Source organism: Bacillus sp. ok061, from assembly GCF_900108285.1.
Lineage (GTDB): Bacteria > Bacillota > Bacilli > Bacillales > Bacillaceae_G > Bacillus_A > Bacillus_A thuringiensis_S.
On record NZ_FNUW01000010.1, the window covers coordinates 175,630 to 201,123 of the forward strand.

Sequence of the window (25,494 nt, forward strand, 5' to 3'; positions counted from 1 at the left end):
TTGTTTTATTATATCGTAGATGATGATGAAGTTTTCCGTTCGATGCTGTCGCAAATTATTGAAGATGGAGATCTTGGAGAAGTAATTGGTGAGGCGGATGACGGAGCTTTTATTGAAGCGGATCAACTAAATTTTAAAAAAGTAGATATTTTATTTATTGATTTGTTAATGCCGATGAGGGATGGAATTGAAACAGTTCGTCACATTGCGTCAACTTTCACGGGGAAAATCATTATGATTTCTCAAGTGGAATCGAAGCAACTTATAGGTGAGGCATATACACTTGGTGTAGAATATTATATTACAAAACCATTAAATAAAATCGAAGTTGTATCTGTTGTACGCAAAGTGATGGAGCGTATTAGATTGGAGCGTTCTATACATGATATTCAAAAATCATTGAATAACGTGTTTCAGTGGGAAAAACCGCAATTGCGTACTGAACCAGTGCAAGAAGGAAAAAAGATAGGGGATTTAGGACGCTTTTTACTATCAGAACTCGGTATTGCGGGAGAGAATGGAAGTAAAGATTTACTTAGTATGCTGGAATATTTATATGGTCAAGAAAAGGCACAGACATTTGAGTTTGGCTTTCCTGCGTTAAAAGAAATTTTTCATCATATTACGATAAAGAAATTAGGGGATGTAGCTTTAGATGCAGATATTGATAAAGAGAAAAAAGCGTCTGAACAAAGAGTACGTCGAGCTATTTATCAGTCGTTAAATCATTTGGCTTCTTTAGGATTAACAGACTTTTCAAATCCCAAATTTGAAAGCTATGCTCCAAAATTTTTCGATTTCACTGTAGTTAGAAAACGGATGACAGAAATGACGAAAGATGAACTCGCATCTTCTGGTCATACGCGAATTAATACGAAGAAGTTTATTCAAGTGTTGTATTTTGAGGCGAAGAGGTTGATGGAGATAGAGTGAAGAAGATGCTTATAAATAAGCATCTTTTTTTGTTAAATCAACATTTTATATTTTCTCGTGGAGCATGTAAAATGTTAAGTAAGAGAAAATGGTTTTATATTAAGGAAGTGTCAAAGCAATGAGTTTCACATTAAATAAATCGATTATTAAAGAAGTGTGCGGAGAGACCTCATATAAAAGAGGTGAAGCCTATTATAAATCAAATAAAGTGATAATAAATCATTATGATGAAAATAAAGAAATTTGCGAGGCGACAGTAAAAGGGAATGAGGATTTCCATGTTATAGTAGAAAAAGCTAAAAAGGGTGATGTTGTTGCGAAATGTAGCTGTCCTTCATTAGCGTCTTTTCAAACGTACTGTCAACATGTTGCAGCGGTATTAATACAAATAAACTATAATCAACAAACAGGTGGAATGAGCTCCACTAGTAACAGAAATGATCAATTGACAAGTGGTATGTTGCAGCTGTTTGCAGACAAACCACTGAGGCCAAAAAGTAAACAACACCGTTTTGATACACGTGAAATGTTAGATATTGAGTTTATATGTACACCAGTAGCTACGAGGAGTGGTGGTGCTCTTCTTGGCATGCAATTGAAACTTGCCAAAGTGTATTTCATAAATCATATTAGAGAATTTCTTTCTAAGGTAGAGAAAAGAGAGTCTTTTCATTGTTCAAATGAATTTACATATACACCAGTTGTACATAGTTTTAAACAAGAAACGGATGCGATTATTCAGCAGCTCATTAAAATGTATCATAACGAAAAAATGTATGAAGATACGCTAGAAGTACATGCGAAACAAGATGAAAGTATGATATTCATACCACCAGTTTCATGGAAAGATATGCTCTCTTCACTTTCTAAAGTTGAATATGTACAGCTGAAACAAAATGAACAACTGTTTCAGGGATTACAAGTTTCAAAAGGTTTGTTGCCGTTACACTTTGAATTTACGAAGGGGAATAATGGCGGATTTACACTTCATATAGATGGTCTAAATCGTGTACAAGTTATGGATATGTATAACAATGCACTTTACGATGGGAAATTATATCACTTACACATTGAAGATTGTATGCGACTTATTGAATTACAAAAGATGATGAGTCGCTCAAATAGTAATCAGTTTTATATTCCAGAAAGTAAGATGGAACATTTCGTCGCGAAAGTTGTACCAGGATTAATGAAGCTCGGAACTGTACACATTGATGAAGTAATATCAGATCGTGTTGAAACACCTTCGCTAAAAGCGAAATTGTATTTAGACCGTGTGAAAAATCGCTTATTAGCAGGTCTTGAATTTCACTATAGGAACGTCATGATTAATCCGCTAGAAGAGGATGGACAGCCGTCTGTTTTTAATCGTGATGAGAAAAAGGAAAAAGAGATTTTAGACATTATGAGTGAAAGTGCCTTTGCAAAAACAGAAGGCGGTTACTTTATGCATAATGAAGAAGCTGAGTATAACTTTTTATATAATGTCGTGCCAACATTAAAAGGTTTAGTTGATATTTATGCGACGACAGCAATCAAATTGCGAATTAGTAAAGGGGATGCAGTTCCTCTTATTAGAGTGAGAAGAAAAGAAAGAATTGATTGGTTGTCATTTCGTTTTGATATAAAAGGAATACCAGAAGCAGAAATTAAAGGTGTATTAGCGGCACTTGAAGAGAAACGTAAATATTATCGATTGGCGAACGGTTCGTTTTTATCGCTAGAGAGTAAAGAGTTTAATGAAATTAATCAGTTTATAAAAGAGTCAGGTATTCGGAAAGAATTTTTACATGGAGAAGAGGTAAATGTTCCGCTTATTCGGAGTGTAAAATGGATGAACGGACTTCACGAAGGCAATGTTTTAAGTTTGGATGATTCAGTTCAAGAGTTAGTAGAAAACATTCAAAACCCGAAAAAATTAAAGTTTGCTGTGCCAAATACTTTAAATGCAGAAATGAGAAAGTATCAAGTATATGGGTTCGAATGGATGAAAACACTTGCTCATTACCGTTTTGGCGGTATTTTAGCAGATGATATGGGACTTGGAAAAACGTTGCAAAGCATTGCTTTTATAGATTCTGTTTTGACTGAGATTCGAGAAAAGAAACTGCCAATATTAGTCGTGTCACCATCATCTCTTGTTTATAATTGGTTTAGTGAATTGAAAAAATTCGCCCCGCATATTAGAGCAGTTATTGCAGATGGAAACCAAGCAGAGCGCCGGAAAATTTTGAAAGATATAACGGAATTTGATGTCGTAATTACGTCATATCCATTACTGAGAAGAGATATAAGATTATATGCAAGACCATTTCATACACTATTTCTTGATGAAGCACAGGCGTTTAAAAACCCTACAACGCAAACGGCAAGAGCTGTGAAAACAATTCAAGCTGAATACCGTTTCGGACTAACGGGTACACCTGTAGAAAATTCATTAGAAGAGCTATGGTCTATCTTCCATGTCGTCTTCCCGGAATTATTACCAGGAAGAAAAGAGTTCGGTGATTTAAGGCGTGAAGATATAGCGAAGCGAGTGAAACCATTCGTATTAAGACGATTAAAAGGGGACGTATTAAATGAGTTGCCAGAGAAAATAGAGCACTTACAATCATCGGAGTTATTACCCGATCAAAAGAGTCTCTATGCTGCTTATTTAGCGAAGTTAAGGGAAGAAACGTTAAAGCATTTAGACAAAGACACGTTACGTAAAAATAAAATTAGAATTTTAGCTGGTTTAACGAGATTGCGACAAATTTGTTGTCATCCGGCTTTATTTGTTGATGATTACAAAGGAAGTTCAGCTAAATTTGAACAACTGTTAGAGATTTTAGAGGAATGTAGAAGTACAGGAAAGAGAATATTAATTTTTTCTCAATTTACGAAGATGCTTTCCATTATTGGTCGTGAGTTAAATCGACAAGCAATTCCATACTTTTATTTAGACGGGAGTACACCAGCGCAGGAACGTGTAGAGCTGTGCGATCGGTTTAACGAAGGAGAAGGAGATCTATTTCTCATTTCTTTAAAAGCTGGTGGTACCGGACTTAATTTAACTGGTGCAGATACAGTAATATTATACGATTTATGGTGGAATCCAGCTGTTGAACAACAAGCGGCGGATAGAGCGTATCGAATGGGACAAAAAAATACAGTGCAAGTTATAAAGCTAGTAGCCCAGGGAACAATTGAGGAGAAAATGCATGAACTGCAAGAAAGTAAGAAAAATTTAATCGCTGAAGTGATTGAGCCGGGAGAAGAGAAATTGTCCTCAATCACAGAGGAAGAAATTCGAGATATTTTAATGATTTAATATAAAAAAGCTATGCCTTCGAATTTATGAGGGCATAGCTTTTTTGTTGTAATAATTATATTTTGTTTTGTACAAAGTAAAGAAATCAAATGTTATTTAAATTACTTCTTTGTACCTTTACTTTTGTATGGTTTGGCAGCTGCCTTTTTCTTTGCACTTGATTGCCAACGGTTCCATCCTTTACTTCCTGTACCTTGTCCTACACCTTTTTTCGGTTTTGCTTTCGTTTTACTCATATGATCACTCCGTTATATAAAAATCTTATTTGATAATAGTCAATGATTTAGAAAATACTCTTTATAAATGACTATGATTGCTTTAAGTAAAAATAAACTGCTTGAATGCTATAGTATAACATGAATTTGCAAGTAAACTGAAAGGAATTATAAAGAAAATGAAAATAATAAGAAATACTGCGGATTCTATATTCCGAACGATCACATTAATTGTTGTGTATACGTTAGTTTCGGTCAGTGAAACATTTTTTGGATTGACGAGGCAGAAAAAGTAAAGATGTTAAATTAACAACAATCAATAAAGCCGTAAAATAAAGAATTGAAAAACATTTTAAAACTTTTTGTTGACTTTCTTTATTTTTTGTATAGAATAATCATTAATAAAATGTTTCAGAGATGTGACAACAAAACGACTATGAAAGGACGAGTAGTAGTAGGACGTAGTTTAAGCGAGTCAGGGGTGGTGTGAGCCTGATACGAAGCCTATTATGAAGAACCTCCTGGAGTTGCTAACCGAAATCCTTTATAGGAAAGTAGACTTAGCCGGGAACTTCGCCGTTACAAGAAGAACAGTATCGAGATATTTTATCTCCGTATTGTATAAGTGAGCAACCTCTGTTGCTAATTTGGGTGGTACCGCGGAACCAAAGCCTTTCGTCCCAGTTTTTTGGGAAAGAAGGGCTTTTTTTGTTGGCTTCTTTTCACAACATCCAAACATTTTAGGAGGAAACCACCATGTATCAATCATTAATGACAGTAAGAGAGACTCAAATCGCAATTAAGGAAGTTAAAACATTTTTCGAGGACCAATTAGCAAAACACCTGGAACTATTCCGCGTATCTGCACCATTATTCGTAACGAAAAAATCAGGATTAAACGATCACCTAAACGGTGTAGAACGCCCAATTGAATTTGATATGTTACATTCAGGAGAAGAATTAGAAATTGTTCATTCACTAGCGAAATGGAAACGATTTGCATTACATGAATACGGATACGAAGCTGGTGAAGGTTTATATACAAACATGAACGCGATTCGTCGTGATGAAGAACTTGATGCAACGCATTCCATTTACGTTGACCAATGGGATTGGGAAAAAATCGTTCAAAAAGAATGGCGTACTGTCGATTACTTACAAAAAACAGTACAAACAATTTATGGAATATTCAAAGATTTAGAAGATCACTTATTTGAAAAATATCCGTTCCTTGGAAAGTATTTACCAGAAGAGATTGTTTTCATTACTTCTCAAGAACTAGAAGATAAATATCCAGAATTAACACCGAAAGATCGTGAACACGCAATTGCAAAAGAACACGGTGCAGTCTTTATTATTGGAATTGGTGATGCACTTCGTTCAGGTGAAAAGCATGACGGACGCGCGGCTGATTATGACGATTGGAAATTAAACGGTGATATTTTATTCTGGCACCCAGTACTACAATCTTCATTTGAATTATCATCAATGGGAATTCGTGTTGATAGTAAATCGCTTGATGAGCAGCTAACGAAAACTGGTGAAGACTTCAAACGTGAGTATGATTTCCATAAAGGTATATTAGAAGACGTACTACCATTAACAATCGGCGGTGGCATTGGACAATCAAGAATGTGCATGTACTTCTTACGTAAAGCACATATCGGTGAAGTTCAATCTTCTGTATGGCCTGACGATTTACGTGCAGCTTGTAAAAAAGAAAACATTCATCTGTTTTAATAGAAGTGAGGGAATAGCTTAAATATAGAGCTATTCCCTCTTTTTTAATTGTGTAAACGAATGGTTTACAGAGAGTTTTACTAATGGTTTCTTTCATTTATATCTCTTTTTATGTAATAATTTGTTAAAGGAGGGGACGTTATGAGCATAGGAGAACAGCTAAAAAAACTACGAGAATCAAAGGGGTTTTCGCAAGAGGATGTTGCTAAAAAGATTGGTGTGACAAGGCAAGCAGTATACAAATGGGAAAATGATAAAAGTTATCCTGATATTGACAATCTAATTTTACTAAGCGAAATGTACAATGTTACGCTTGATGAGTTAATAAAAGGGAAACAGAATATTAAAGAAAAAATACATATTGATGAAGAAGATGAGGATTTTGAGAAAGAGAATGAGTTTGGTTTTTATATTGGATTTGGTTTGCTAATTTTAAGTGCTTTCGTTGATTATGAAGGAATGCAAGAAATTTTATTAGGAATAGCACTATTCATGATAGTTTTTTACTCTGACGTGAAGAAAGTTATTTTGAATGAGTTCAGATCGTTTTTTAAAAGAAAAGATATATATGATAAGAGGTGAGAAGAATCAGTTATATTTCCTAGGAAAGAGTATAAGAAGTAATTGAATTGTTTCATAATGATTTTAGGATATTGATAGTTTGTTAAAAAGTTCAAACAAGCATAACCCCGTTCTAAAGCTAGAACGGGGTGCAAAATCTAAGTTTTATGAAGCGAGAATTTCTTTCAAATATTTTTACTTTAGTAAAGACTTCTTATAAAACATTACTTATTTATTCCCGAGTTCTTCTGCTAAACCGATTAAAATTCCTTCGACTCCACGAATGTAGCAGAGACGATACGAGTTCTCGTACTGAACTACTTCACCAACGAGCTCTGCACCATGCTTAGTGAGTCTCGATACCATTTCGTCAATATCTTCAACGGTAAACATGACGCGTAGATAACCGAGAGCGTTCACAGGAGCATTTCGGTTATCTGATATAGTAGGTGGGGTGAGAAATCGCGAAAGTTCAATTCGACTGTGGCCATCTGGAGTGACCATCATAGCAATCTCTACGCACTGAGAGCCGAGTCCAGTTACGCGACCAGCCCATTCACCTTCGACAGTGGCTCGCCCTTCGAGGTTCAAGCCAATCTCCTCGAAGAAAGAGATTGCGTTATCAAGGGATTCTACAACGATGCTGACATTGTCCATTCGTAGTAATTTGTTTTTTGCCATAGTCTTATCTCCTTATGTATAAAAGTTTATTATTTAATCATCCTCATAATTATACTACTAAGTAGTTACAAATTCCTTTCAGTCAAAAACACCTTGTCATAGTATATGAAAAGGTGACAAGGTGTTTTTTTATATGTCATATAGCATCTTGTTAACGAACAGCGTTTTATTTAAGAGGAAGGAAGTAGATTAATATGATTTTTTTATAAGCGTTACTAAACATATCAAATTAGCTCATTTGCACGAAAGGCTCAATTTTCGCCATAAATGATTGATGCAGCGCCTCAACGCCTGTTACTAAATGAAGGCGGTCAATAACGACAGACACTTTAATTTCTGATGTACTTACCATTTTAATATGAATATCTTCTTCTTTTAAAGTAGTGAACATATTTGCAGCGACACCTGGGTTAGATACCATGCCAGATCCTACGATTGATACTTTTGCTAAGTGATTTTCATGTTCTACAGATTCGTAGTGAAGAGTTTCTTGATTTTGTTCCAAAACTTTTAAAGTTTCTCTTAAATCATTCGAGTGAATGGAGAAGGAGAGATGTACAGTTCCTTCATTTGTAATACTTTGAATGATGATATCTACATTAATGTGTGCTGCTGCTAATGTAGAGAAAACTGTTGAAAGCGAGCCTTGTTCTAGTCCTTTAATTGTGACACGTGTAATGTTATCCTCAAATGCAATACCTTTAACGATTGATTGTTGTTCCATGTTACATTCTCCTTTTACAATTGTTCCGTTTTCTTGTTCCATACTTGAGCGAACTTCTAAAACTACGTTATGATTTTTAGCAAACTCAACAGCGCGCGGGTGTAATACGCCAGCACCGAGATTAGCAAGCTCTAACATTTCGTCATAAGAAATTTCATCTAATTTGTAAGCATCTTTTACAACTCGTGGGTCCGTCGTATATACGCCTGTCACATCCGTATAAATATCACATTTTTTTGCTTTAAGTGCAGCGGCTAGTGCGACAGCAGTCGTATCAGAACCACCACGGCCAAGCGTTGTAATTTCATTTTTTACACTTATACCTTGGAAACCAGCTACGATAACAATCGTGCCTTCAGCAAGATAAGATTGAATACGATCTGTATGAATGTCAGTAATCCGTGCACTACTATGTACAGATTCTGTCGTAATACCAGCTTGCCATCCTGTTAATGAAATTGCATGATAGCCTTTTGCTTGCAGTGCCATTGTTAATAATGAAATAGTTACTTGTTCTCCTGTAGATAGAAGCATATCCATTTCACGTTTACTTGGATTTTCTGTAATAGCGTTAGCGAGTGCGACAAGTTCATCTGTACTTTTTCCCATTGCTGAAACGACAGAGACAATGCTATGACCTCGTTCATATTCTTCAATAATTAAATTTGCTACATGTTGAATGCGTTCGACGCTTCCGACCGAAGTGCCACCAAATTTTTGAACAATTGTTTCCATTACAAATTCCTTCTTTCGTCTATTTTTAAGAATAGATTAGGAAATATATAAATCCCAATACTCCTGTAGTTACCAGAAAGACAAACAAAAAACACCATCTCAAATAAGTGAGGATGGTGCTGTTACAGGAAAAGGGAAACAGAAAACGGAGCTAATAAAAAAACCGCCAAAAAAGGAATATCATAAAAAATGATATCTCTTTTTTGTAGATAGCTCTTCATACGTACACGTCTGTACATATGACAGTTCTGTTTCTATTCGAAAACAGCCCCAATTGATAAATGCAGAGAAATTTATCAATTTCGGCAATACTTCCTTTCATCTAAGTTCATAGACATCTCTGTGTCTCCATTAGAATACTCATAAGTATCGCAACCTCTATCTCACGTTTTAGGCGAGAGTGTTTGATTTATGAAGTTGTTGGTAACATTTGTTTTATAATAATTTAAATTTTTCGGGGAATCAAGTGTTTTATATATATTTTAAAAATTCTTTCTTTTTCAGAAAAAGTTTGTGAAAAATGTAGCAAAATAAATTCATTGCATGTACATTAAACTTATAGTGCATAGGAGGTGGGAGAATGAAAAGGAAACAGCCTATTTATGTTGCGACAAAAATGAACACGACGATGGAAAAATTATGGGAATATACGCAAGAGCCAGATATACATACAGAGTGGGATGCTCGCTTTACTGAAATTTCGTATTTAGAGAAAAAAGAAGGAGAACCACAGAAGTTTTTGTATAAAACAAAGATTGGATTTGGGCTTGAAATAGCTGGAGAAGGGGAATCAATAGGTGAAATAAGAAAAGAAACTGGTGAAAGAATTTCTTCTTTAAAATTTTGGACGGATAATACATTATCTCTTATTCAAATAGGACGTGGTTATTGGAAGTATACGCCGAATAAAGAATACATCCATTTTGAGACACAATATGATTATGATACAAGATTTGGTCGTATAGGAAATGTAATAGATTCCTATATTTTTCGTCCGTTATTAGGTTGGGCGACCGCTTGGAGTTTTGATGCCTTAAAATTATGGGTAGAAAAGGGGCTTCATCCTAGGTTACTAATTAGAAGAACAATGACGTATTGGCTCGTATGTTTTTTATTTGCTTTTGTATGGATATATCAAGGGATAGTGCCAAAACTACTGTTTACTCATTTAGAAGAAGTAAAGATGCTTTCTGTATTAATTGGTTCAAATGAAAGTAGTGTATGTATACTTAAAATAATTGGGGTGTTAGAAATAATTTTCGGTGTCGTATGGCTGTTGCCACTAACAAAACGAAAATTATTTATACTGCATATTATTGTGTTACTAGTTTTAACATTAGCGGCAGGGTTTACGGATATCAAAAGCTTTACAGGTCCGTTTAATCCGATTACATTAAATGTTCTTCTAATGGGGTTATCAATTATCGGTTATATAAATAGTTTTGATTTACCAAGCGCGAAAAATTGCAAGAGGGCGAGAAAGGGATAAGTGTATGGCTAATATGTATGAACGATTATTAGGGGATACCTATAAAAATCTTCATCCTGAATTGCAGAAGCGTTATGCGATTACAGAAGAGAATAGTTTTATAGGAGAAGGAAAGATGGATGGAATTTACGGTGGTTCTTTTTTCGTGAAATTTATATTGAAAATTGCATCGAAGTTTCGAATGTTTTTCTCGGAACGAGGAGAGGAAATTCCATTTACGATACAAAACATAGCTGAGCGAGATGAATATGGACAAGAATTAGTAAGGTGGAACCGTACTTTTTATTTTCATAATAAGAAAAGATATTTTAACGCAGTTATGCAATTGGATGAAAACGAAAATGAAATTGTAGATTATTTTGGCGAACCACATTTACTCGTTTCTACACTACATTTTCATATCGATGAGTTAGGGGCAATGCATATTTCTTCAAAGAAACAATGGTTTTATATGTTTGGAAGAAAAATGCCGTTGCCAAAATTCTTGTATGGTGAAGCAAAAATTGTTGAAAGTTATGATGCAACACTACAGTGTTTTCGAATTCATGTACAAGTACGAAACCCGTTAATTGGCTCGCTTTTTTCATATAAGGGAACATTTGTGGAAAGGAACTAAACGATATGAAAAATATAATATTTGGGCTTGCTTGTTATGTTGTTTTTTTAATATATGAGTGGTCGAATATAAACCCTGTTGAAGCAATTATATTATTATCTATTTTATCATTTATACCAATATCATTTTGTATTGTTGATAAAAGAAAAAGAGATGGTTCGCATTTATTATTTTATAAATTCGTATCGTTTTTATATCCAATCGCAGCAATTTGTGCAATGCTAGCTTTCTTCACAAATCACTATTTATTTGCGCTAGTTTGGTTTGTATATACAGGAATTGTTGCGTTATTTGGTGTAAGTAGATTGCTAGAAAGGGGATGGAAGCCGTTAGAAGAGACCGCCATAGATAGTGCATTTATTTATTTGTTTTTAGGTGGTTTTTGGTTTTTTGCTTCAGTAGCAAAACTTTCAATTATGCATTTTAGCTCTGACATTGTTTTACTCACAGCTGCACATTTTCATTATTCGGCGTTTCTATTGCCATTATCAGCTGGTTTAATAGGGAGAAAAAGAGAAAAGAGAAGTAAAGTGTATGATGTTATTATGTTTATCATCATGATTTCACCTATGACAGTTGCAATAGGAATTACATACTCAAGAATATTTGAATTTTTTGCAGTGTTCCTATATTTATGTGCGATTTATGGGTATGGATTTTACGTTTGGAGAGCAAAATTTAATGCTATCAGTGCAAAGATTCTTCTAATCGTTTCGTCTAGTACACTCATGGTTACAATTATGTTCTCACTCATATATTCATACGGGAATTTGAAGCATGTATTGACGATTACAATTGCTCAAATGGTTTGGATTCACGGTGTTGTCAACGGAATTGGAGTAGCGTTACCGGCATTTGTCGGCTGGATGATCGAAAAGAGTGTTCCGAATTATAAATACTATGGGAAACCAATGAGTAAGTTAAGAGGAAATGTGGCAATTGGTGAGGCTTATTTATATAGCAGCAATTTAGTAGACAGTAAGGAATACAACGGTTTAGTTGATAAAGTAAATGACTTTCATAGTGAGTCATTTGATGTGACGAAGGTTCCTTTAAGGATTATTCGTTTTTATGAAAACACAACAGAGTATGAGTTGCAATCAAATATTAAATGGGCTCGTTGGTTCCGCCCGTTTGCATTTTGTTATGAGAAAATGAGCAAGCGTGTGGGACAAATACATTTAGGGATGGGCGGCAAGTGGGAAACGATGCATGGCTCTATCATTGGTGTAATGGATGAGAAAGACGGAAGAGAGAATGTAAGGGCTTGGCTAAGGAAAAATGAAGCAGGTAAATCTATTTTTGTAGCTCTTTATTCAAAGCATACATATAAGAACGAGACATACATGAATATTGCATTACCTTTACCATATTCGAATATGACAGGGATTTTGAAATTATGTAATAAGAGTAATGATTTAATCATTACTAGTAAGCTAAGAAGAAATGGTAAGGGAGATGAGGGTATTTATTTACATACTCGTTTCTTTACAATACGTTTACCGCTAGCAGAGACTTTCGTCATTACAGAGGATAAGGATAAAATGTTAACAGCTCATCATAGCATGTGGATATTTGGACTTAAATTTTTACATATTCATTATAAGATTGAAAAAATTACTTAGAAGTAAGAAAGGCTTGGACAGGTTTCCAAGCTTTTTTTATGTATGGGTAATTGTCATAGAAATTTGTTTATTTAGCTCATTATCCCAAACACGTTGAATTTCAAAAGTGCCTGTTTCAAAAAATAATGGGAATCTCTCTTTAAACCAATCTTGCATAGGAAGATGTAGTGCTGTATCGATTGGTATCCAGGATAATTCGCCTTCAGGAGGATTCAAAAGGAGTTCACCTTCAAATGAATTTGTCCAATAGTTAAATACCATATATCGAACATTTTCTTTCGGATTTACGTATTCATCTAATCCCTTAAAAGTTAAATTTGAAACAAGTAATCCAGTTTCTTCTTTTACTTCTCGTTTAGCAGCTTGAACGATACTTTCTGGAAAATCTACTTTTCCGCCAGGAGCGATGTAGCCAGGAAAACCTCGATGGTCGGGGCGTTTTATAAGTAAAACATCATTATTTCGTTGGATCATACACATTGTATAGATGCGGTGCTCGATGTTATGTGAATTTGAAGGCATTGTAATGTATTCTCCTTTATTTTTCTTGATAATTTTACCATAACATAATAGTTTCTTATATAATTAAAATAGAATATTATTAATTTTCGGCACTTTATTATGAAGTCTATAATCATTTGAAAAGAGGAGAGAAAGATGCAAGGGGAATTACAAAGAGAAAAAGATTTAGGGTATGTTGGCAAATTATTATCGCCAGTTAAAGCGTCACCACATTTTAACTTTTTATGGATTGGACAATTACTCTCGGCCTTAGGCAGTTCGATAACTATGGTCATACTTCCAGTTGTTGTGTATTCATTAACTGGCTCAACAGTTGTGATGGGGATGACAATGGCAATGTACATGCTACCTAATATTCTCGCTTTACCGTTTGCAGGTTTAATTGTAGACCGAATTGATCGGGTTAAATTAATGTTATTTACGGATATACTCCGCTGTATATTAATGCTATTACTTGCATCGCTTATATTTATGGATTTATTAACAATTACAGTTTTATATATTCTCGTAGCCTTATACGGACTTATGGAAGGGATATTCCAACCAGCATATTCTGCTGTAAGGGCAAAAGTATTCGTTCCTGAAATTCGTAATGCAGCTAACGCACTCACTCAAATGAGTAATCAAGGTATACGATTAATTGGGCCAGCACTTGGTGGGTTAATCGTATCGGTTGCGTCTGCAGGGATAGGTTTCGGCCTAGATGCAGTAACGTACTTATTATCATTTTTATGTTTATTATTTTTAAAAGAAATTAAGTTTAAAAAAGTAAAACCCATTGAAAAGAGTAAGCTTAATTACAAACAAGAGTTTATGGAAGGTGTTTTAGTTTTAAAAAGTCATCCGTGGCTGTGGATTACAATTTTAGTTTTTTCTTTTATAAATATTTGTTATGCCGGCATTATCGTCGTATTAATTCCGTGGTTATTTAATGTTCATCATCATTTTGAAGCTTACGTGTATGGACTTGGCATGGCCTTTTCTGGTGGTGGGGCTGTAATTGCCGCATTAATATTTGGTGGGAAAGAGCGGTGGCATAAGAGAGGATTACTGGCTTATGGAGGTGTTTTAATTAGTGGTATTGCTTTATTAATTATGCCATTCATTTCTTGGGCACCCGCTTTAATATTCTTAATGGCAATTGAAGGATTTGGCATGATGATATTTGGACTCATTTGGGAAACGAGTTTACAGGAACTTGTACCGGAAGAAGCATTCGGAAGGGTGGCAAGCCTTGATATGTTGGGTTCTTTTGCTTTATTGCCATTAGGGTATGTAGTTGTAGGTTGGTTAGCTACTGTCATAGGTGGCGAGATAACTATTATAACACTAGCTAGTTTAGTAATTTTAACAATTGGAATTGCATTGTCTGTACCGAGTATTCGTCGATTTAATTGATTATATGGGAAAAGAGGGGGATATGCATGACTATAGAAAACTTGAAAGATATAGTAACAAGGCAATTAGAGAGTAAATACATTTTGGAAGAAAAGGTCTTTGAAGCGAACAATTTTACAGTCTGTATCGCTACCCATATAGAAAATAATCTAGCATATAATCAATTAGTATTAATAAAACATCTTTGTAATGAAAAACCGTCCGTACATATTTGGCACAAGAAAATTAGTATGGAAGCAACAGAATTGGAAATCACAAAAGAAGTGACGGAAGCGATACAAGCGGGTTTCAAAAGAGAAGAATAAGCCCTAAAGAAATTAGGACTTATTCTTCATTAAATACAAATGTTTGTTTCATTTTTTCACCTTCATTTACCGGATGGCCGTTATAAGAGAAATTCTTTTCTTCCCAAGTGATCACAACTTTAAAATTATGACTATTAAAGTCTAATGGGAATACCATGTAGTCAAAGCTTGTATGACTTTTAGAAATATTTTCATTAGGTGTAGTAGGTTTAAAGGTAGCTTTAGAGGTAGGATTGTTATCAAGTATTTCCACAGATACGTTTGATACATCATGACCGATGTTTTTTACGAGTAAACTATACGTATCAAATACACCTTGTTTTGGCTGGATTGCTTGCTTGTTTGAGTTATGAGATTTATCAATTTCGACATACCATTGTTTAGACTTTGACGCAATCGGTAGTGACTGAAATGTGTAAGCACTAGCTTGCATTGGTAGTGCTAAACATATAAGCGTAAAGAGAGTTAATATTTTTCGTTTCATTTTTTGAGAGCTCCCATTCTTTAATGGATTTACTTGTTATTATCCTCTTTTTACGAGTAAATATACCATATAATGTAAAGTGGTTATTGTGAGTAGTGAATCAATATCTTATTCACTACTCTTATAGCTGGCATAATTACGTATGTAGTAAGAAAGAATAAATTTGTTTTTTCTATACTTAGATTACTGCTCTTTTTAAAAGGGCTATTTTTATGTTTTAATAAAAAGAATATACTAAGAGTTCTGTATAAATTATTTATTTTAATGTAGTTAAATGTGCTTATATATGTGAAATTAGAGGAGGAAGCTGTGTAGAGATGTTTCTACACAGCTATTTAGGATATGAAAAAATTACCAAAAATATGTTAAAATAACATTGTCATACAACAAGGGGGATTTGTTTTATGGAAAATGGACATCTTGCTAAAGTAGACTTAACGAAAAAAATTGAATCAAAATCTAAGTACAATAAGAAATTAGAAAAATATCAAAGGCACTTATTAGCATTACAGCAAATTTTGAAAGAAGAAAAAATCGCGGTTATGCTTGTTATGGAAGGATGGGATGCGGCTGGTAAAGGTGGGGCAATTAAGCGGGTGACGGAACATCTTGACCCGCGTGGGTTCCAAGTAAATCCAATTGGAGCGCCTGCACCTCATGAAAAACGTTACCATTATTTGCAACGTTTCTGGCGTAAAATTCCACAGTACGGGCAAATCACCATTTTTGATCGCTCATGGTACGGTCGTGTGTTAGTTGAGCGTGTTGAAGGATTTGCTACAAAGGAAGAGTGGATGAGAGCATATGATGAGATTAATGATTTTGAAAAACTACTAACAGATGACCATTACATAATAGGGAAGTTCTTCTACCATATAAGTAAAGAGGAACAGTTAAAGAGATTTAAAGATAGAGAGAAAAATCCTTTGAAAAGATGGAAAATTACAGACGAAGATTGGCGTAATCGTGAAAAATGGGATGAATATGTTGAAGCAATGGAAGACATGTTTGAAAAAACAAGTAAGCCAAATGCGAAGTGGCATATTATTGAAAGTAACGATAAATTGTATGCTCGTGTGAAAACGTTAAAAATTATTATTTCATTCATTGAGGATTATTTCTTAGAACATGGTATAGAATTGCCTTCTTATTATTATGAAATGAAAGAGGATATCGAAGTTTTGCAAGATGTAGGTGTTAAAGAGTAAAAAAGAAAATGGTCCTGTGAATTGGTGAAACCAAATTATGGGGCTTTTTTATTTAGAAACATTTTACAATTAACAGAATAAGGTATATAATCAATAATCATATTAACATTGTTAATATGATTATTGATTATATACTATGTGGGGGTTTTACTTTGAAGGGAAGAGATGTTGTTTTAGGTTTATTAATGGAAAAGGAATTGTCTGGTTACGATATTAAAATTGTGTTTGAAGACGTATTTACTCATTTTTTTGATGGAAGTTTTGGAATGATTTATCCAACGTTACGACAATTGGAGAATGAAGGGAAAATAAAAAAAGAGGTTGTCATGCAAGAGGGAAAACCGAATAAGAAAATGTACTTTATTACAGATGAGGGGCGTGAAGAATTTTATCAATACATGCAGACACCTGTAGAGAAGGATGTTTTACGTTCGGATTTTTTAATGAGAATGTATTTTGGTAACTATAGTGATGATGTAACAATAAAAAAATGGATTAAAGATGAAATTGAAAGAAAAGAAGCGTACATTGCAGATCTTCGATTGAAATATGAAAAGTGGAGAGTAGGTATTACTTTCGTCGAAGAAATTTCACTAGATGTAGGTATTGCATCGTATAGTGCACAAGTGGAGACTTTGAAGAAAAAATTAGAAGAGTTAGAGGCGAAAGAAAACAATAAAACAGAAGAATGAAAAACGCGTTCACAATAAATAAAGGGGTATATAAAGATGGAGCAATCAAAGGGTATTAAGATTGTCTTTTTAATGTGTCTAGGTATCTTTCTTTGTATGATTGATACGACAATTATGAATATAGCTTTACCGGCAATACAATCGAGTGTAAATACTTCGTTAGAAAAGATGTCTTGGGTATTAAATGTTTATACAATGACGATTGCAGTACTTGCCATTCCGTTAGGGCGGATAGCTGATATCTTTGGAAAAGCAAAGATGTATATTCTTGGTCTGGTGATTTTTGGTGGTGGATCGGCACTTTGCGCTTTTGCTAATACAGGTGATTTTCTTATTTTTTCTCGTTTTATACAAAGTATTGGGGCAGCAATTTTATTTCCAACAAGTATGGTAATTGGTGTATCAGCTATGCCGTTAGCTAAAAGGCATGTTGCGCTTGCAATTTTAGGAGTAACACAAGGATTGTCAGCTGCTATGGGACCAGTAATAGGTGGAATTATTACGCAAAATTTAGGATGGAGATGGGTGTTCTTCGTTAATGTTCCGGTTTGTATAATAGGAATCGTGTTATGTTGCATCATGCTACAAATAAAAAATGAAGAACGTATTATCTCAAAAATAGATTGGATAGGACTACTATTAAGTAGCACAGCAATTTTTTCATTTACTCTCATATTAGTAAAAGGTAATACATGGGGATGGCAAAGTAATATTGCTTTGTCTTGTTATGCAATTAGCACTATTTCTCTTATTCTATTTGTTTTAGTAGAACGAAAGATTCATAATCCAATGGTGAATTTAAAGTTATTTCAAGATCGAATGTTTGTCGGAGCGTCAATCGTTGTTATATTGAGTAATTTATTTTTAATTGGAGTTACTGTATTGCTTCCAACTTTCTTGACGAAACTACAAGGTCGAACGGAAATTGAAGCGGCTTTTTTAGTGACACCAATTTCAGCAATGATATTTTTTGTCTCACCAGTTGCAGCAACTTTAATTGAAAAACTCGGAAAAGTAACTATTATTTTGTCAGGATTTCTTGTTATGGGGCTTTCCTACTATTGGTTGCAAATAATCAATGTTAATTCAACAAATATAGAAATTATTATTCCATGTATGATATTAGGTGTTGGATATGGTTTAGTAGTGGGGCCAATTACAGTTTTAAGTGCTTCTTCATTTGAAGGAGAACTGTTAACTGCTTCTCAAAGTGTTGTATCAATGTTACGACAAGTTGGAATTGTATTGGCGGTTGCAATATTTGTCTCTAATTTAACTCACAATTTAACTGTAAATAAAGAAAAAGTATATCGTTATGCAGAAGAAAAGGTGCGTAATATTCATGTGAATAGTGCTGAGCAAACTGAAATTTTACAAATGACTAAAGAGAAAATAGAGAATCAAAGTTTAGAGTCGAATATAAATAAGAAACAAAATGCAATGACAATGGGATTAAGTAAAGAGAAAAAGGAAGAATTGATTCGCGACAAGACGGATGAAATATTAAGAGAAGTTCCAGTAGAATATAGAGATGTAAAAAGAGAAGAAGTTATGAGGCAAGTGACAAAAGAAGTTGAAAAACAAGAGGAAAGTATAAAGAAAGAGGTACTCACATTTTCGAATGATGTGAATCATTATGCCAAGAATCAGATGGCAATGAGTTTTACAGATTTATATAAAGCAAGTGTGCCAATTATTTTAATTTGTGCTTTCGTAAGTTTGTTGTTTTGGGAAGGGAAAGCTTTGAGTAAAAAGAGAAGGGGAAGATTAGTAGAAGAAGCGTAAAGAAAAACAGGCTGCTATAGCCTGTTTTCCTTACGTTAGTATGAAAAATCTGGATTTAATTCTTTAAATTTATGACTATAATGCCTTTTATTATTAAAACCAACAAAATCAATTCCGACGCAAGATTCTAAATTTCCGTCTACAATCGTAGAATCCACGAAGCTTAAATGTTTTAATTTTTGTAGTTCTTTAATGAATTGTAGATTTCGTATGTTACCACAACTTGATAAGATGAGAGTTTCTAATTCCGTTAAATAGCGCAAATATTCGTGGTTTTTAAGCTTACTGCAATGGTCGAATTCGATGTATTTTAAAGTTGAAGCATTGTTTTCAATTTCATCAATATGCTCTAAATTTCTTAAATAATTGAGTTCTAAATGCTTTAATTTAGGTAATGACCTACATCCTTTTAATGAATTAATGTTCCCTTGTGTAATGCTTAGTTTTTCAATTTTTTGTAAAGACATTAATTCTTCAAGGTTCTTTTGTTTCGGTTTGTATTTCCGAATGTATAGTTCTTTTAAGTTAGGACAAGATTCGAAGCCTTTAATGTTTTTATTACACTGTATGTGAAGTTCCTCTAAATTTGTAAAGCTTTCTAGCTCTGTTAAGTTTAGTGGAACTTGTGGTTCTTCTAGTGATAAAGATTTTAAGTTTTTTAATTTATATAGGGCTGAATAATCAGTAATATATATACTACTAATGTGTAAGCTTTCAATTTGCGGGCAGCGTTCAAGAAAATTAATATGGTGCAAACTATACCTAAGATCATTAATGTAAACATCAGTAAAGTTGTTTGTATTAATGAAGTTTACGTATTCATCCAGTCTGTTTTCATGGATTTGTACTGTGCCATCCATAACTAAAAAGTTTTGTGGTTTCTTTTTGATAGATATTTGTAAAGGATTCATGTATTGAAATATTTCTGTCTTGTTTTCTAAAATAGTTTCAACACTTCTTTTGACAGTTGGAACATTGTCTCTTTGTTTGTAAGCTATTAAGGTTGACTTTATTTCTGACGGATCTGTTAATAAAATTTTTGGAGCCATTTCATGTAGTACATCTTCATTTGCAGGTATACAGCTAACCATTGCATCAAGTGCTATTAAACTTAAAGGGTGTCCTTTTGTTAGCCAAGATTTAATTCGTCTCCAAGTTAGTTGTGATACTGCAGCTAATCGCGCCCAATCGTTATGAAATGATACTGCATGTTCCTCTATCCAATCTAATGTTTCTGAGGATTGAAAAGAATGCAGACAAATGAAGGAAGTGGTCGGAAGCTCACTTTTTAATACTGTTTTTAGCCTTTCTATTACTAAAGGAAAGGCTTCTTCAAATGGTAAACAATAAGCTGCAGCGTGAGAAAGAGGTGCAAGTAAATCTTCATCAAATGCCTTCCACAGTTTTCTTATCCAATCTGAGGCGAATTCTCCTAGTATACATATAACAATCTCAAGTAATCTAGTTTTAATTACACCATTCATTGTGTTTGAAAAGCGATTTATAACAGCATCTAGTACTTCGTTTTGATCGTACCTATTAAGAGCTTCAATTTCTGCTTCTTGAAGAAACCATCTAGTCATGGTGTAATCAAGTAATTCCTCTAAACTAGAGCGAACTTCTTCTAAAGTGGGGACGGGTGTAAGTTTGTGCTCATTCATCTCTAATTTTGGTTGCTTCGCTTTACCATCTTCTTCATAAAAACTATCATGCAAATAATATTTATAAGGTGAGTGAATCATTACAAGGTGGTACCATTCTTTAGGATGTAAAGATAACGAAATAAGACGCTCATGACATTGGTTACATAATTTATAAGGTTGATTTGCTTGATCGGATTCTTCTATTTTATATACTGGATCATGTTTGCAAGCTTCACATAATTCTACTGTTTTTTTCATTGTTTTCTCCTTGCATATTGTGAATATTAGTATTTTTAATATAGCATGGGATAAGTCGAGTATGATTAGAAAGTTTTTTAGAATGAAAGGAAGGAATGGGAAATGCCATTGAATATGTAACGTTATACATAGTACATTAACAAGAGGGATTAATTTTAAAAGGAGGATGGGGAATTGCTAGATAAGGCAGGGGCTTTAATAGATAATCATGTGTACACAGAAGAAGAGCAACAAAAACTATACAAACGAACGTTAATAATCGTCAGCATTTCACAAATGTTTGGCGGTGCAGGACTAGCTGCTGGTATTACAGTGGGAGCACTTCTTGCGCAGCAAATGCTTGGAACAGATGCATTTGCAGGATTACCAACTGCTATGTTTACATTAGGATCGGCATTCGCAGCTTTCATAGTAGGGAAGCTTTCGCAACGATATGGACGCCGGATAGGTCTTGCAACAGGGTTTATAGTAGGCGGATTTGGAGCAATTGGTGTTGTAATGGCAGCTTTAACAAATAGTATTATTCTTTTACTTATTTCTTTACTTATATATGGTGCCGGTACAGCCACGAATCTACAAGCTCGTTATGCAGGTACAGATTTAGCAGATAAGAAGCAGAGAGCAACGGCTGTTAGTATTACGATGGTAATGACGACTTTCGGTGCAGTTGCAGGACCAAATTTAGTAGGGGTAATGGGAAGTTTTGCTCATTCAATTGGAGTTCCTAAACTTGCAGGTCCGTTCATACTATCGGCAGCAGCATTTATACTGGCGGGTCTAGTTCTTTTTGTTATGCTTCGTCCAGATCCTTTGATTATTGCTAACATAATAGAAAGATATAAACAGGAACATACATATAAAGGACAACCAATAACAGAAGAAGCGAAAGAAAATAAACGAGGTATTACAGTTGGAGCAATCGTAATGATACTTACGCAAATAGTGATGGTTGCGATTATGACGATGACGCCAGTTCATATGGGACACCACGGTCACGGTTTAAGTGCGGTAGGACTTGTGATAGGTTTTCATGTAGGTGCAATGTATCTTCCATCTCTCGTTACAGGAATGTTAATTGATAAAATTGGCCGAACTACAATGAGCATAGCTGGTGGAGTGATTTTACTTGCAGCGGGTGTCATAGCTGCGATAGCGCCAAGTGATTCTTTATTATTATTAATCGTTGCTCTGTCTTTACTTGGGCTAGGATGGAACCTCGGATTGATAAGTGGTACAGCACAAATCGTTGATTCCACAACACCGTCTACACGTGCTAAAACACAAGGGAAAATAGATGTTTTTATTGCGCTAGCTGGAGCTTCTGGTGGAGCAATGTCAGGTATGGTAGTAGCGAATTCAAGTTATGCGGCATTGTCATTGGCTGGAGGCGTGTTAGCGTTATTACTTATTCCTGTTGTGATATGGTCTCGAAAAGGGGCAAGAAATTAAATGAAAAAGAGGTTCTAGTTACTGACTAGAACCTCTTTTTATACACTTAAATTAAATTCCACTCTACAATAAGTCCTAAATGCGTAAGTCCGCCACCAAATCCGTATAGTAAAAGTGTGTCTCCGTTATTTAACCTTCCTTCTTTTATAGCTAAATTTAAAGCGAGTGGAATGGTGACTGAAGAGGTATTCCCCATATATTCCACGCTCGTTAATGTTTTTTGTATTGGAATTTGAGATTTTTCGCAAATAGATTCAATCATTCGTAAGTTAGCGCTGTGGGGTATGAACCAGTCTATATCATCTACTTGCATATTTGCGGTATGTATTAAATCTTTTATGCCTTTTGGCACTGTACGTGTTGCCCATTTATATACTTCTCTTCCATTTTGAACGATTTTTTCATTTGTTTGCAGTGGTGTGCCATTCATAGTAGTAGATAAGTTTGTTCTATATAGATGAATGCCGCCATCACCGTTTGTTCCCATGTGAGCAGCGATAAAGCTTGGGGTGTCTTCATCTCTTTCTAATAAAATAGCTCCAGCACCATCACCGAATAAAATACAGGTCGTTCTATCGCTATAATCAGTAACTTTAGATAATGTCTCTGTCGCTACGACAAGTACTTTTTCATGTGATCCAGAAGTGATTAAGCTATTACCGACGTGTAGTCCATATGTAAAACCAGCACAAGTTGCATTTAAATCAAAGGCTAGTGTATGAGGTATGTTGAAGTATTGTTGTATTTGGCAAGCAACACTAGGGAAAACGTAATCAGCAGTAGTAGTAGCGACAATGATACAGTCGACATCTTCTAAGTTTTTCTTATATGTTGTACATAAATTTTTAATTGCTTTAATGGCTAAGTTTGAGGAGTATTCTTCGTCACTAGCGATTCTTCTTTCCTTTATTCCTGTTCTTTGTACAATCCATTCATCATTCGTATGGACCATCTTTTCTAAATCGTTATTAGACAATATTTGATCTGGAACATAAGTACCAATTGCAGTAATACGAGATTTAGAATGCATAGGAACATCTCCTAACTTTTATTTTTTATAACCTGATACTAATATTAGGTTATAAAAATGTCAATAAAGATTTTTGTTGTATTAAAACGATAATACTTAACTTACTATGAAGGAATTTGGCGAGTGCTGTAAAAATAATATACGAGAAGTTTCTAAAATTGATAATTGCTTTTGTTATTTTTATTGTGAGAAAAATTCGCAAAAAATGAAGATTAAAGTAAAAATATAAAGATTTTCTTTAGTATGATATAGGTTGTTAAACCTTGTGAAAGCGAATTACTTATGCTACACTTTATGTAACTTAAAATGAACGGAGGGGCTTCCTTTGATCTTAATCAGATTACGTCTCAATACTTTGTGCCAATAATTGAATAGCGCTCAAAGGCTCTGTCTGTGTACAGAGTGAACGGGATTGGTCTGCCTATTTTAAAGGAACCCTTTATTAAGCTTATATGTGAAAAAGAGGGAGGGACGAATACGCCCTCTTTTTGTTTTGCCTTTATAAATAGAATGGGATTGTATAAGTGAACACTTACTGTGGATACGTATACAATCTTGGGACTTTTTGACTATAAAATAGGATGAAAGCATAGCTTTCTTCTATTTCTTTGGTGAACCCTTATCCGTTTACGAAAACACAGGCAGCGACCTGTGTTTTTTATTTTACGTAATCGAAATGGAGGAATAAATATATGGAAGAAGTATTACAAAGAGCAGTTTTAGTTGGAGTAAATGTAGGTAATGAAGATGATTTTGCATATTCGATGGAAGAGTTAACAAATCTTGCGGAAGCTTGTGATGTAGAGGTAATTGGGCAAGTAACGCAAAATTTACAACGAGTAAATCCATCGCATTATATCGGAAAAGGAAAGATTGAAGAAGTTGCAGCGTATGTACAAGAAATAGATGCGAATATGGTTATCTTTAATGATGAATTATCTCCTTCACAAATTCGAAATTTAGAAGAGGATTTAGATTGTAAGGTAATTGATCGTACCATTTTAATTTTAGATATTTTTGCGCAACGTGCGAAAACGAAAGAAGCACAGCTACAAGTAGAAGTAGCACACCTTCAGTATATGATGCCTCGTTTAATCGGTCTTCGTGAATCGTTAGGGAGACAGAGCGGCGGCGTTGGTACGAAAAATAAAGGTGTCGGTGAAAAGAAGTTAGAGTTAGACCGTCGTAAAATTGAAGAACAAATTTCAGTTTTGAATAAAGATTTAGAAGCGCTCGTTGCCCAGCGTCAAACGCAGCGAAAGCAGCGTAAGAAAAATGAAATACCTGTTGTAGCATTAGTAGGTTATACGAATGCAGGAAAGTCAACGACGATGAATGCAATGCTTGAAATTTATAATGGTACAGAAGAAAAACAAGTATTTGAAAAAGATATGTTATTCGCGACGTTAGAAACATCTGTACGAAATATTGATTTGCCAGATAATAAATCATTTTTATTAACAGATACAGTTGGATTTGTAAGTAAATTACCACATCATCTTGTGAAGGCGTTCCGTTCAACGTTAGAAGAAGTAGCGGAAGCAGACCTACTTATTCACGTTGTAGATTACGCAAATCCAAATTATGAACAATTAATTGATATTACAAATGAAACGTTAAAGAAAATTGGAGTAGAAAATATTCCAACGATCTATGCTTATAATAAATCAGATATGGTAGATGTTGAAATTCCGAAAGTGCAAGAAGATCGCGTTTATTTATCAGCGAAGAAACATGTTGGAATTGAAGAACTTGTAGAAATGATTCGCTCACACATCTATAAAGAATATACGAAGTGTGAAATGTTAATTCCATATGATCAAGGACAGGTAGTTTCGTATTTCAATAATCATGCACACGTTTTATCTACGAGTTACGAAAACGAAGGTACCAAATTACAAATAGAATGTAAGACGAGTGATTACGAGAAGTATAAGCATTTTGCAATTTAATGTAAGAGGCAACCCAGTATGTGATTGGGTTGTCTTTTTTTGTACTGTTTTACCGCTGAAAGTTACAAGGATGCAAGCCAATGACGGGAGTTAAGTTATATTTCTGGAAAAAGAAATGAAAGCAGTATAGAATAGA

Annotated in this window: 21 protein-coding genes, 1 riboswitch and 1 other annotated feature; of the genes, 14 read left to right on the forward strand and 7 right to left on the reverse strand. The window is 34.4% G+C overall.

Annotated elements, in window-relative coordinates; translation table 11 throughout:
- Positions 1–933, forward strand: a complete 933-nt coding sequence (locus C4S65_RS15615; protein ID WP_000500300.1) for a response regulator — start codon at positions 1–3, stop codon at positions 931–933.
- 118 nt (positions 934–1,051) lie between these two features.
- Entirely contained in the window at positions 1,052–4,246 is a 3,195-nt protein-coding gene (locus tag C4S65_RS15620) for a DEAD/DEAH box helicase (RefSeq protein ID WP_086406588.1), read from the forward strand.
- Between the two features lie 101 nt (positions 4,247–4,347).
- On the opposite strand, the gene C4S65_RS15625 is transcribed toward C4S65_RS15620, so the two are convergent.
- Entirely contained in the window at positions 4,348–4,482 is a 135-nt protein-coding gene (locus C4S65_RS15625; RefSeq protein WP_000047588.1) for a DUF3934 domain-containing protein, read from the reverse strand.
- A 406-nt stretch (positions 4,483–4,888) separates the two neighbouring features.
- Positions 4,889–5,147: a binding site (T-box leader), on the forward strand.
- A 70-nt stretch (positions 5,148–5,217) separates the two neighbouring features.
- Between C4S65_RS15625 and asnA the strand changes: the two genes are divergently transcribed.
- The gene (gene asnA, locus C4S65_RS15635; protein WP_086406589.1) at positions 5,218–6,201 is read left to right on the forward strand and encodes an aspartate--ammonia ligase; all 984 of its coding nucleotides are present in this window, start codon (positions 5,218–5,220) and stop codon (positions 6,199–6,201) included.
- A 141-nt stretch (positions 6,202–6,342) separates the two neighbouring features.
- Positions 6,343–6,783 (forward strand): helix-turn-helix transcriptional regulator, encoded by a 441-nt coding sequence (locus C4S65_RS15640; RefSeq protein WP_000021949.1) that lies wholly within the window; start codon positions 6,343–6,345, stop codon positions 6,781–6,783.
- A gap of 207 nt (positions 6,784–6,990) precedes the next feature.
- Here C4S65_RS15640 and C4S65_RS15645 read toward each other — a convergent pair whose 3' ends face one another.
- Positions 6,991–7,443, reverse strand: a complete 453-nt coding sequence (locus C4S65_RS15645) for a VOC family protein (protein WP_001107267.1) — start codon at positions 7,441–7,443, stop codon at positions 6,991–6,993.
- Between the two features lie 229 nt (positions 7,444–7,672).
- Positions 7,673–8,902 (reverse strand): aspartate kinase, encoded by a 1,230-nt coding sequence (locus C4S65_RS15650; protein ID WP_000448036.1) that lies wholly within the window; start codon positions 8,900–8,902, stop codon positions 7,673–7,675.
- 202 nt (positions 8,903–9,104) lie between these two features.
- Positions 9,105–9,291, reverse strand: a riboswitch (Lysine riboswitch).
- Positions 9,292–9,482: 191 nt separating this feature from the next.
- Here C4S65_RS15650 and C4S65_RS15660 point away from each other — a divergent pair.
- From C4S65_RS15660 to C4S65_RS15670, 3 genes are read left to right on the forward strand one after another with little or no spacing between them, the layout of a single operon-like run.
- Entirely contained in the window at positions 9,483–10,391 is a 909-nt protein-coding gene (locus tag C4S65_RS15660; RefSeq protein ID WP_000823942.1) for a DoxX-like family protein, read from the forward strand.
- 4 nt (positions 10,392–10,395) lie between these two features.
- Entirely contained in the window at positions 10,396–11,007 is a 612-nt protein-coding gene (locus tag C4S65_RS15665; RefSeq protein WP_000002645.1) for a DUF4166 domain-containing protein, read from the forward strand.
- A gap of 5 nt (positions 11,008–11,012) precedes the next feature.
- The gene (locus C4S65_RS15670) at positions 11,013–12,632 is read left to right on the forward strand and encodes a YndJ family protein (RefSeq protein ID WP_098515806.1); all 1,620 of its coding nucleotides are present in this window, start codon (positions 11,013–11,015) and stop codon (positions 12,630–12,632) included.
- A 36-nt stretch (positions 12,633–12,668) separates the two neighbouring features.
- Here the strand turns inward: C4S65_RS15670 and C4S65_RS15675 are convergent, their stop codons facing one another.
- Positions 12,669–13,154, reverse strand: coding sequence for an 8-oxo-dGTP diphosphatase (locus C4S65_RS15675; RefSeq protein ID WP_061666797.1), 486 nt, complete (start codon positions 13,152–13,154; stop codon positions 12,669–12,671).
- 135 nt (positions 13,155–13,289) lie between these two features.
- Here C4S65_RS15675 and C4S65_RS15680 point away from each other — a divergent pair, with 135 nt between their 5' ends.
- Together C4S65_RS15680 and C4S65_RS15685 are read left to right on the forward strand one after the other, a co-directional pair.
- The gene (locus C4S65_RS15680) at positions 13,290–14,552 is read left to right on the forward strand and encodes an MFS transporter (RefSeq protein WP_001161201.1); all 1,263 of its coding nucleotides are present in this window, start codon (positions 13,290–13,292) and stop codon (positions 14,550–14,552) included.
- A gap of 26 nt (positions 14,553–14,578) precedes the next feature.
- Entirely contained in the window at positions 14,579–14,857 is a 279-nt protein-coding gene (locus C4S65_RS15685) for a hypothetical protein (RefSeq protein ID WP_061666796.1), read from the forward strand.
- 19 nt (positions 14,858–14,876) lie between these two features.
- Here C4S65_RS15685 and C4S65_RS15690 read toward each other — a convergent pair whose 3' ends face one another.
- The gene (locus C4S65_RS15690) at positions 14,877–15,341 is read right to left on the reverse strand and encodes a hypothetical protein (RefSeq protein ID WP_000823334.1); all 465 of its coding nucleotides are present in this window, start codon (positions 15,339–15,341) and stop codon (positions 14,877–14,879) included.
- A 404-nt stretch (positions 15,342–15,745) separates the two neighbouring features.
- Here C4S65_RS15690 and C4S65_RS15695 point away from each other — a divergent pair, with 404 nt between their 5' ends.
- From C4S65_RS15695 to C4S65_RS15705, 3 genes are all read left to right on the forward strand, one after another.
- Entirely contained in the window at positions 15,746–16,549 is an 804-nt protein-coding gene (locus C4S65_RS15695) for a UDP-galactose-lipid carrier transferase (RefSeq protein WP_061666795.1), read from the forward strand.
- 152 nt (positions 16,550–16,701) lie between these two features.
- Positions 16,702–17,241, forward strand: coding sequence for a PadR family transcriptional regulator (locus C4S65_RS15700; RefSeq protein WP_000678333.1), 540 nt, complete (start codon positions 16,702–16,704; stop codon positions 17,239–17,241).
- A 36-nt stretch (positions 17,242–17,277) separates the two neighbouring features.
- Positions 17,278–19,026 carry an MFS transporter gene (locus C4S65_RS15705; protein WP_061666794.1) on the forward strand — a complete coding sequence of 583 codons (1,749 nt, stop codon included), beginning with the start codon at positions 17,278–17,280 and terminating at the stop codon, positions 19,024–19,026.
- 35 nt (positions 19,027–19,061) lie between these two features.
- Here the strand turns inward: C4S65_RS15705 and C4S65_RS15710 are convergent, their stop codons facing one another.
- Positions 19,062–20,927, reverse strand: a complete 1,866-nt coding sequence (locus C4S65_RS15710) for a hypothetical protein (protein WP_061666793.1) — start codon at positions 20,925–20,927, stop codon at positions 19,062–19,064.
- 174 nt (positions 20,928–21,101) lie between these two features.
- Between C4S65_RS15710 and C4S65_RS15715 the strand changes: the two genes are divergently transcribed.
- Positions 21,102–22,376 carry an MFS transporter gene (locus C4S65_RS15715; RefSeq protein WP_061666792.1) on the forward strand — a complete coding sequence of 425 codons (1,275 nt, stop codon included), beginning with the start codon at positions 21,102–21,104 and terminating at the stop codon, positions 22,374–22,376.
- A gap of 46 nt (positions 22,377–22,422) precedes the next feature.
- Here the strand turns inward: C4S65_RS15715 and C4S65_RS15720 are convergent, their stop codons facing one another.
- Entirely contained in the window at positions 22,423–23,406 is a 984-nt protein-coding gene (locus tag C4S65_RS15720; RefSeq protein ID WP_016513032.1) for a ketoacyl-ACP synthase III, read from the reverse strand.
- Between the two features lie 692 nt (positions 23,407–24,098).
- Between C4S65_RS15720 and hflX the strand changes: the two genes are divergently transcribed.
- Positions 24,099–25,358: a GTPase HflX gene (hflX, locus tag C4S65_RS15725; RefSeq protein ID WP_000393283.1), complete on the forward strand. Its 1,260-nt coding sequence runs from the start codon at positions 24,099–24,101 to the stop codon at positions 25,356–25,358.
- Positions 25,359–25,494 lie beyond the last annotated feature (136 nt).

Coding starts and splice junctions, on each gene's coding strand:
- C4S65_RS15620 (WP_086406588.1), top strand. CDS start 1,052: ATGAGTTTCACATTAAATAAATCGATTATTAAAGAAGTGTGCGGAGAG.
- C4S65_RS15625 (WP_000047588.1), bottom strand. CDS start 4,482: ATGAGTAAAACGAAAGCAAAACCGAAAAAAGGTGTAGGACAAGGTACA.
- asnA (WP_086406589.1), top strand. CDS start 5,218: ATGTATCAATCATTAATGACAGTAAGAGAGACTCAAATCGCAATTAAG.
- C4S65_RS15640 (WP_000021949.1), top strand. CDS start 6,343: ATGAGCATAGGAGAACAGCTAAAAAAACTACGAGAATCAAAGGGGTTT.
- C4S65_RS15645 (WP_001107267.1), bottom strand. CDS start 7,443: ATGGCAAAAAACAAATTACTACGAATGGACAATGTCAGCATCGTTGTA.
- C4S65_RS15650 (WP_000448036.1), bottom strand. CDS start 8,902: ATGGAAACAATTGTTCAAAAATTTGGTGGCACTTCGGTCGGAAGCGTC.
- C4S65_RS15660 (WP_000823942.1), top strand. CDS start 9,483: ATGAAAAGGAAACAGCCTATTTATGTTGCGACAAAAATGAACACGACG.
- C4S65_RS15665 (WP_000002645.1), top strand. CDS start 10,396: ATGGCTAATATGTATGAACGATTATTAGGGGATACCTATAAAAATCTT.
- C4S65_RS15670 (WP_098515806.1), top strand. CDS start 11,013: ATGAAAAATATAATATTTGGGCTTGCTTGTTATGTTGTTTTTTTAATA.
- C4S65_RS15675 (WP_061666797.1), bottom strand. CDS start 13,154: ATGCCTTCAAATTCACATAACATCGAGCACCGCATCTATACAATGTGT.
- C4S65_RS15680 (WP_001161201.1), top strand. CDS start 13,290: ATGCAAGGGGAATTACAAAGAGAAAAAGATTTAGGGTATGTTGGCAAA.
- C4S65_RS15685 (WP_061666796.1), top strand. CDS start 14,579: ATGACTATAGAAAACTTGAAAGATATAGTAACAAGGCAATTAGAGAGT.
- C4S65_RS15690 (WP_000823334.1), bottom strand. CDS start 15,341: ATGAAACGAAAAATATTAACTCTCTTTACGCTTATATGTTTAGCACTA.
- C4S65_RS15695 (WP_061666795.1), top strand. CDS start 15,746: ATGGAAAATGGACATCTTGCTAAAGTAGACTTAACGAAAAAAATTGAA.
- C4S65_RS15705 (WP_061666794.1), top strand. CDS start 17,278: ATGGAGCAATCAAAGGGTATTAAGATTGTCTTTTTAATGTGTCTAGGT.
- C4S65_RS15710 (WP_061666793.1), bottom strand. CDS start 20,927: ATGAAAAAAACAGTAGAATTATGTGAAGCTTGCAAACATGATCCAGTA.
- C4S65_RS15720 (WP_016513032.1), bottom strand. CDS start 23,406: ATGCATTCTAAATCTCGTATTACTGCAATTGGTACTTATGTTCCAGAT.
- hflX (WP_000393283.1), top strand. CDS start 24,099: ATGGAAGAAGTATTACAAAGAGCAGTTTTAGTTGGAGTAAATGTAGGT.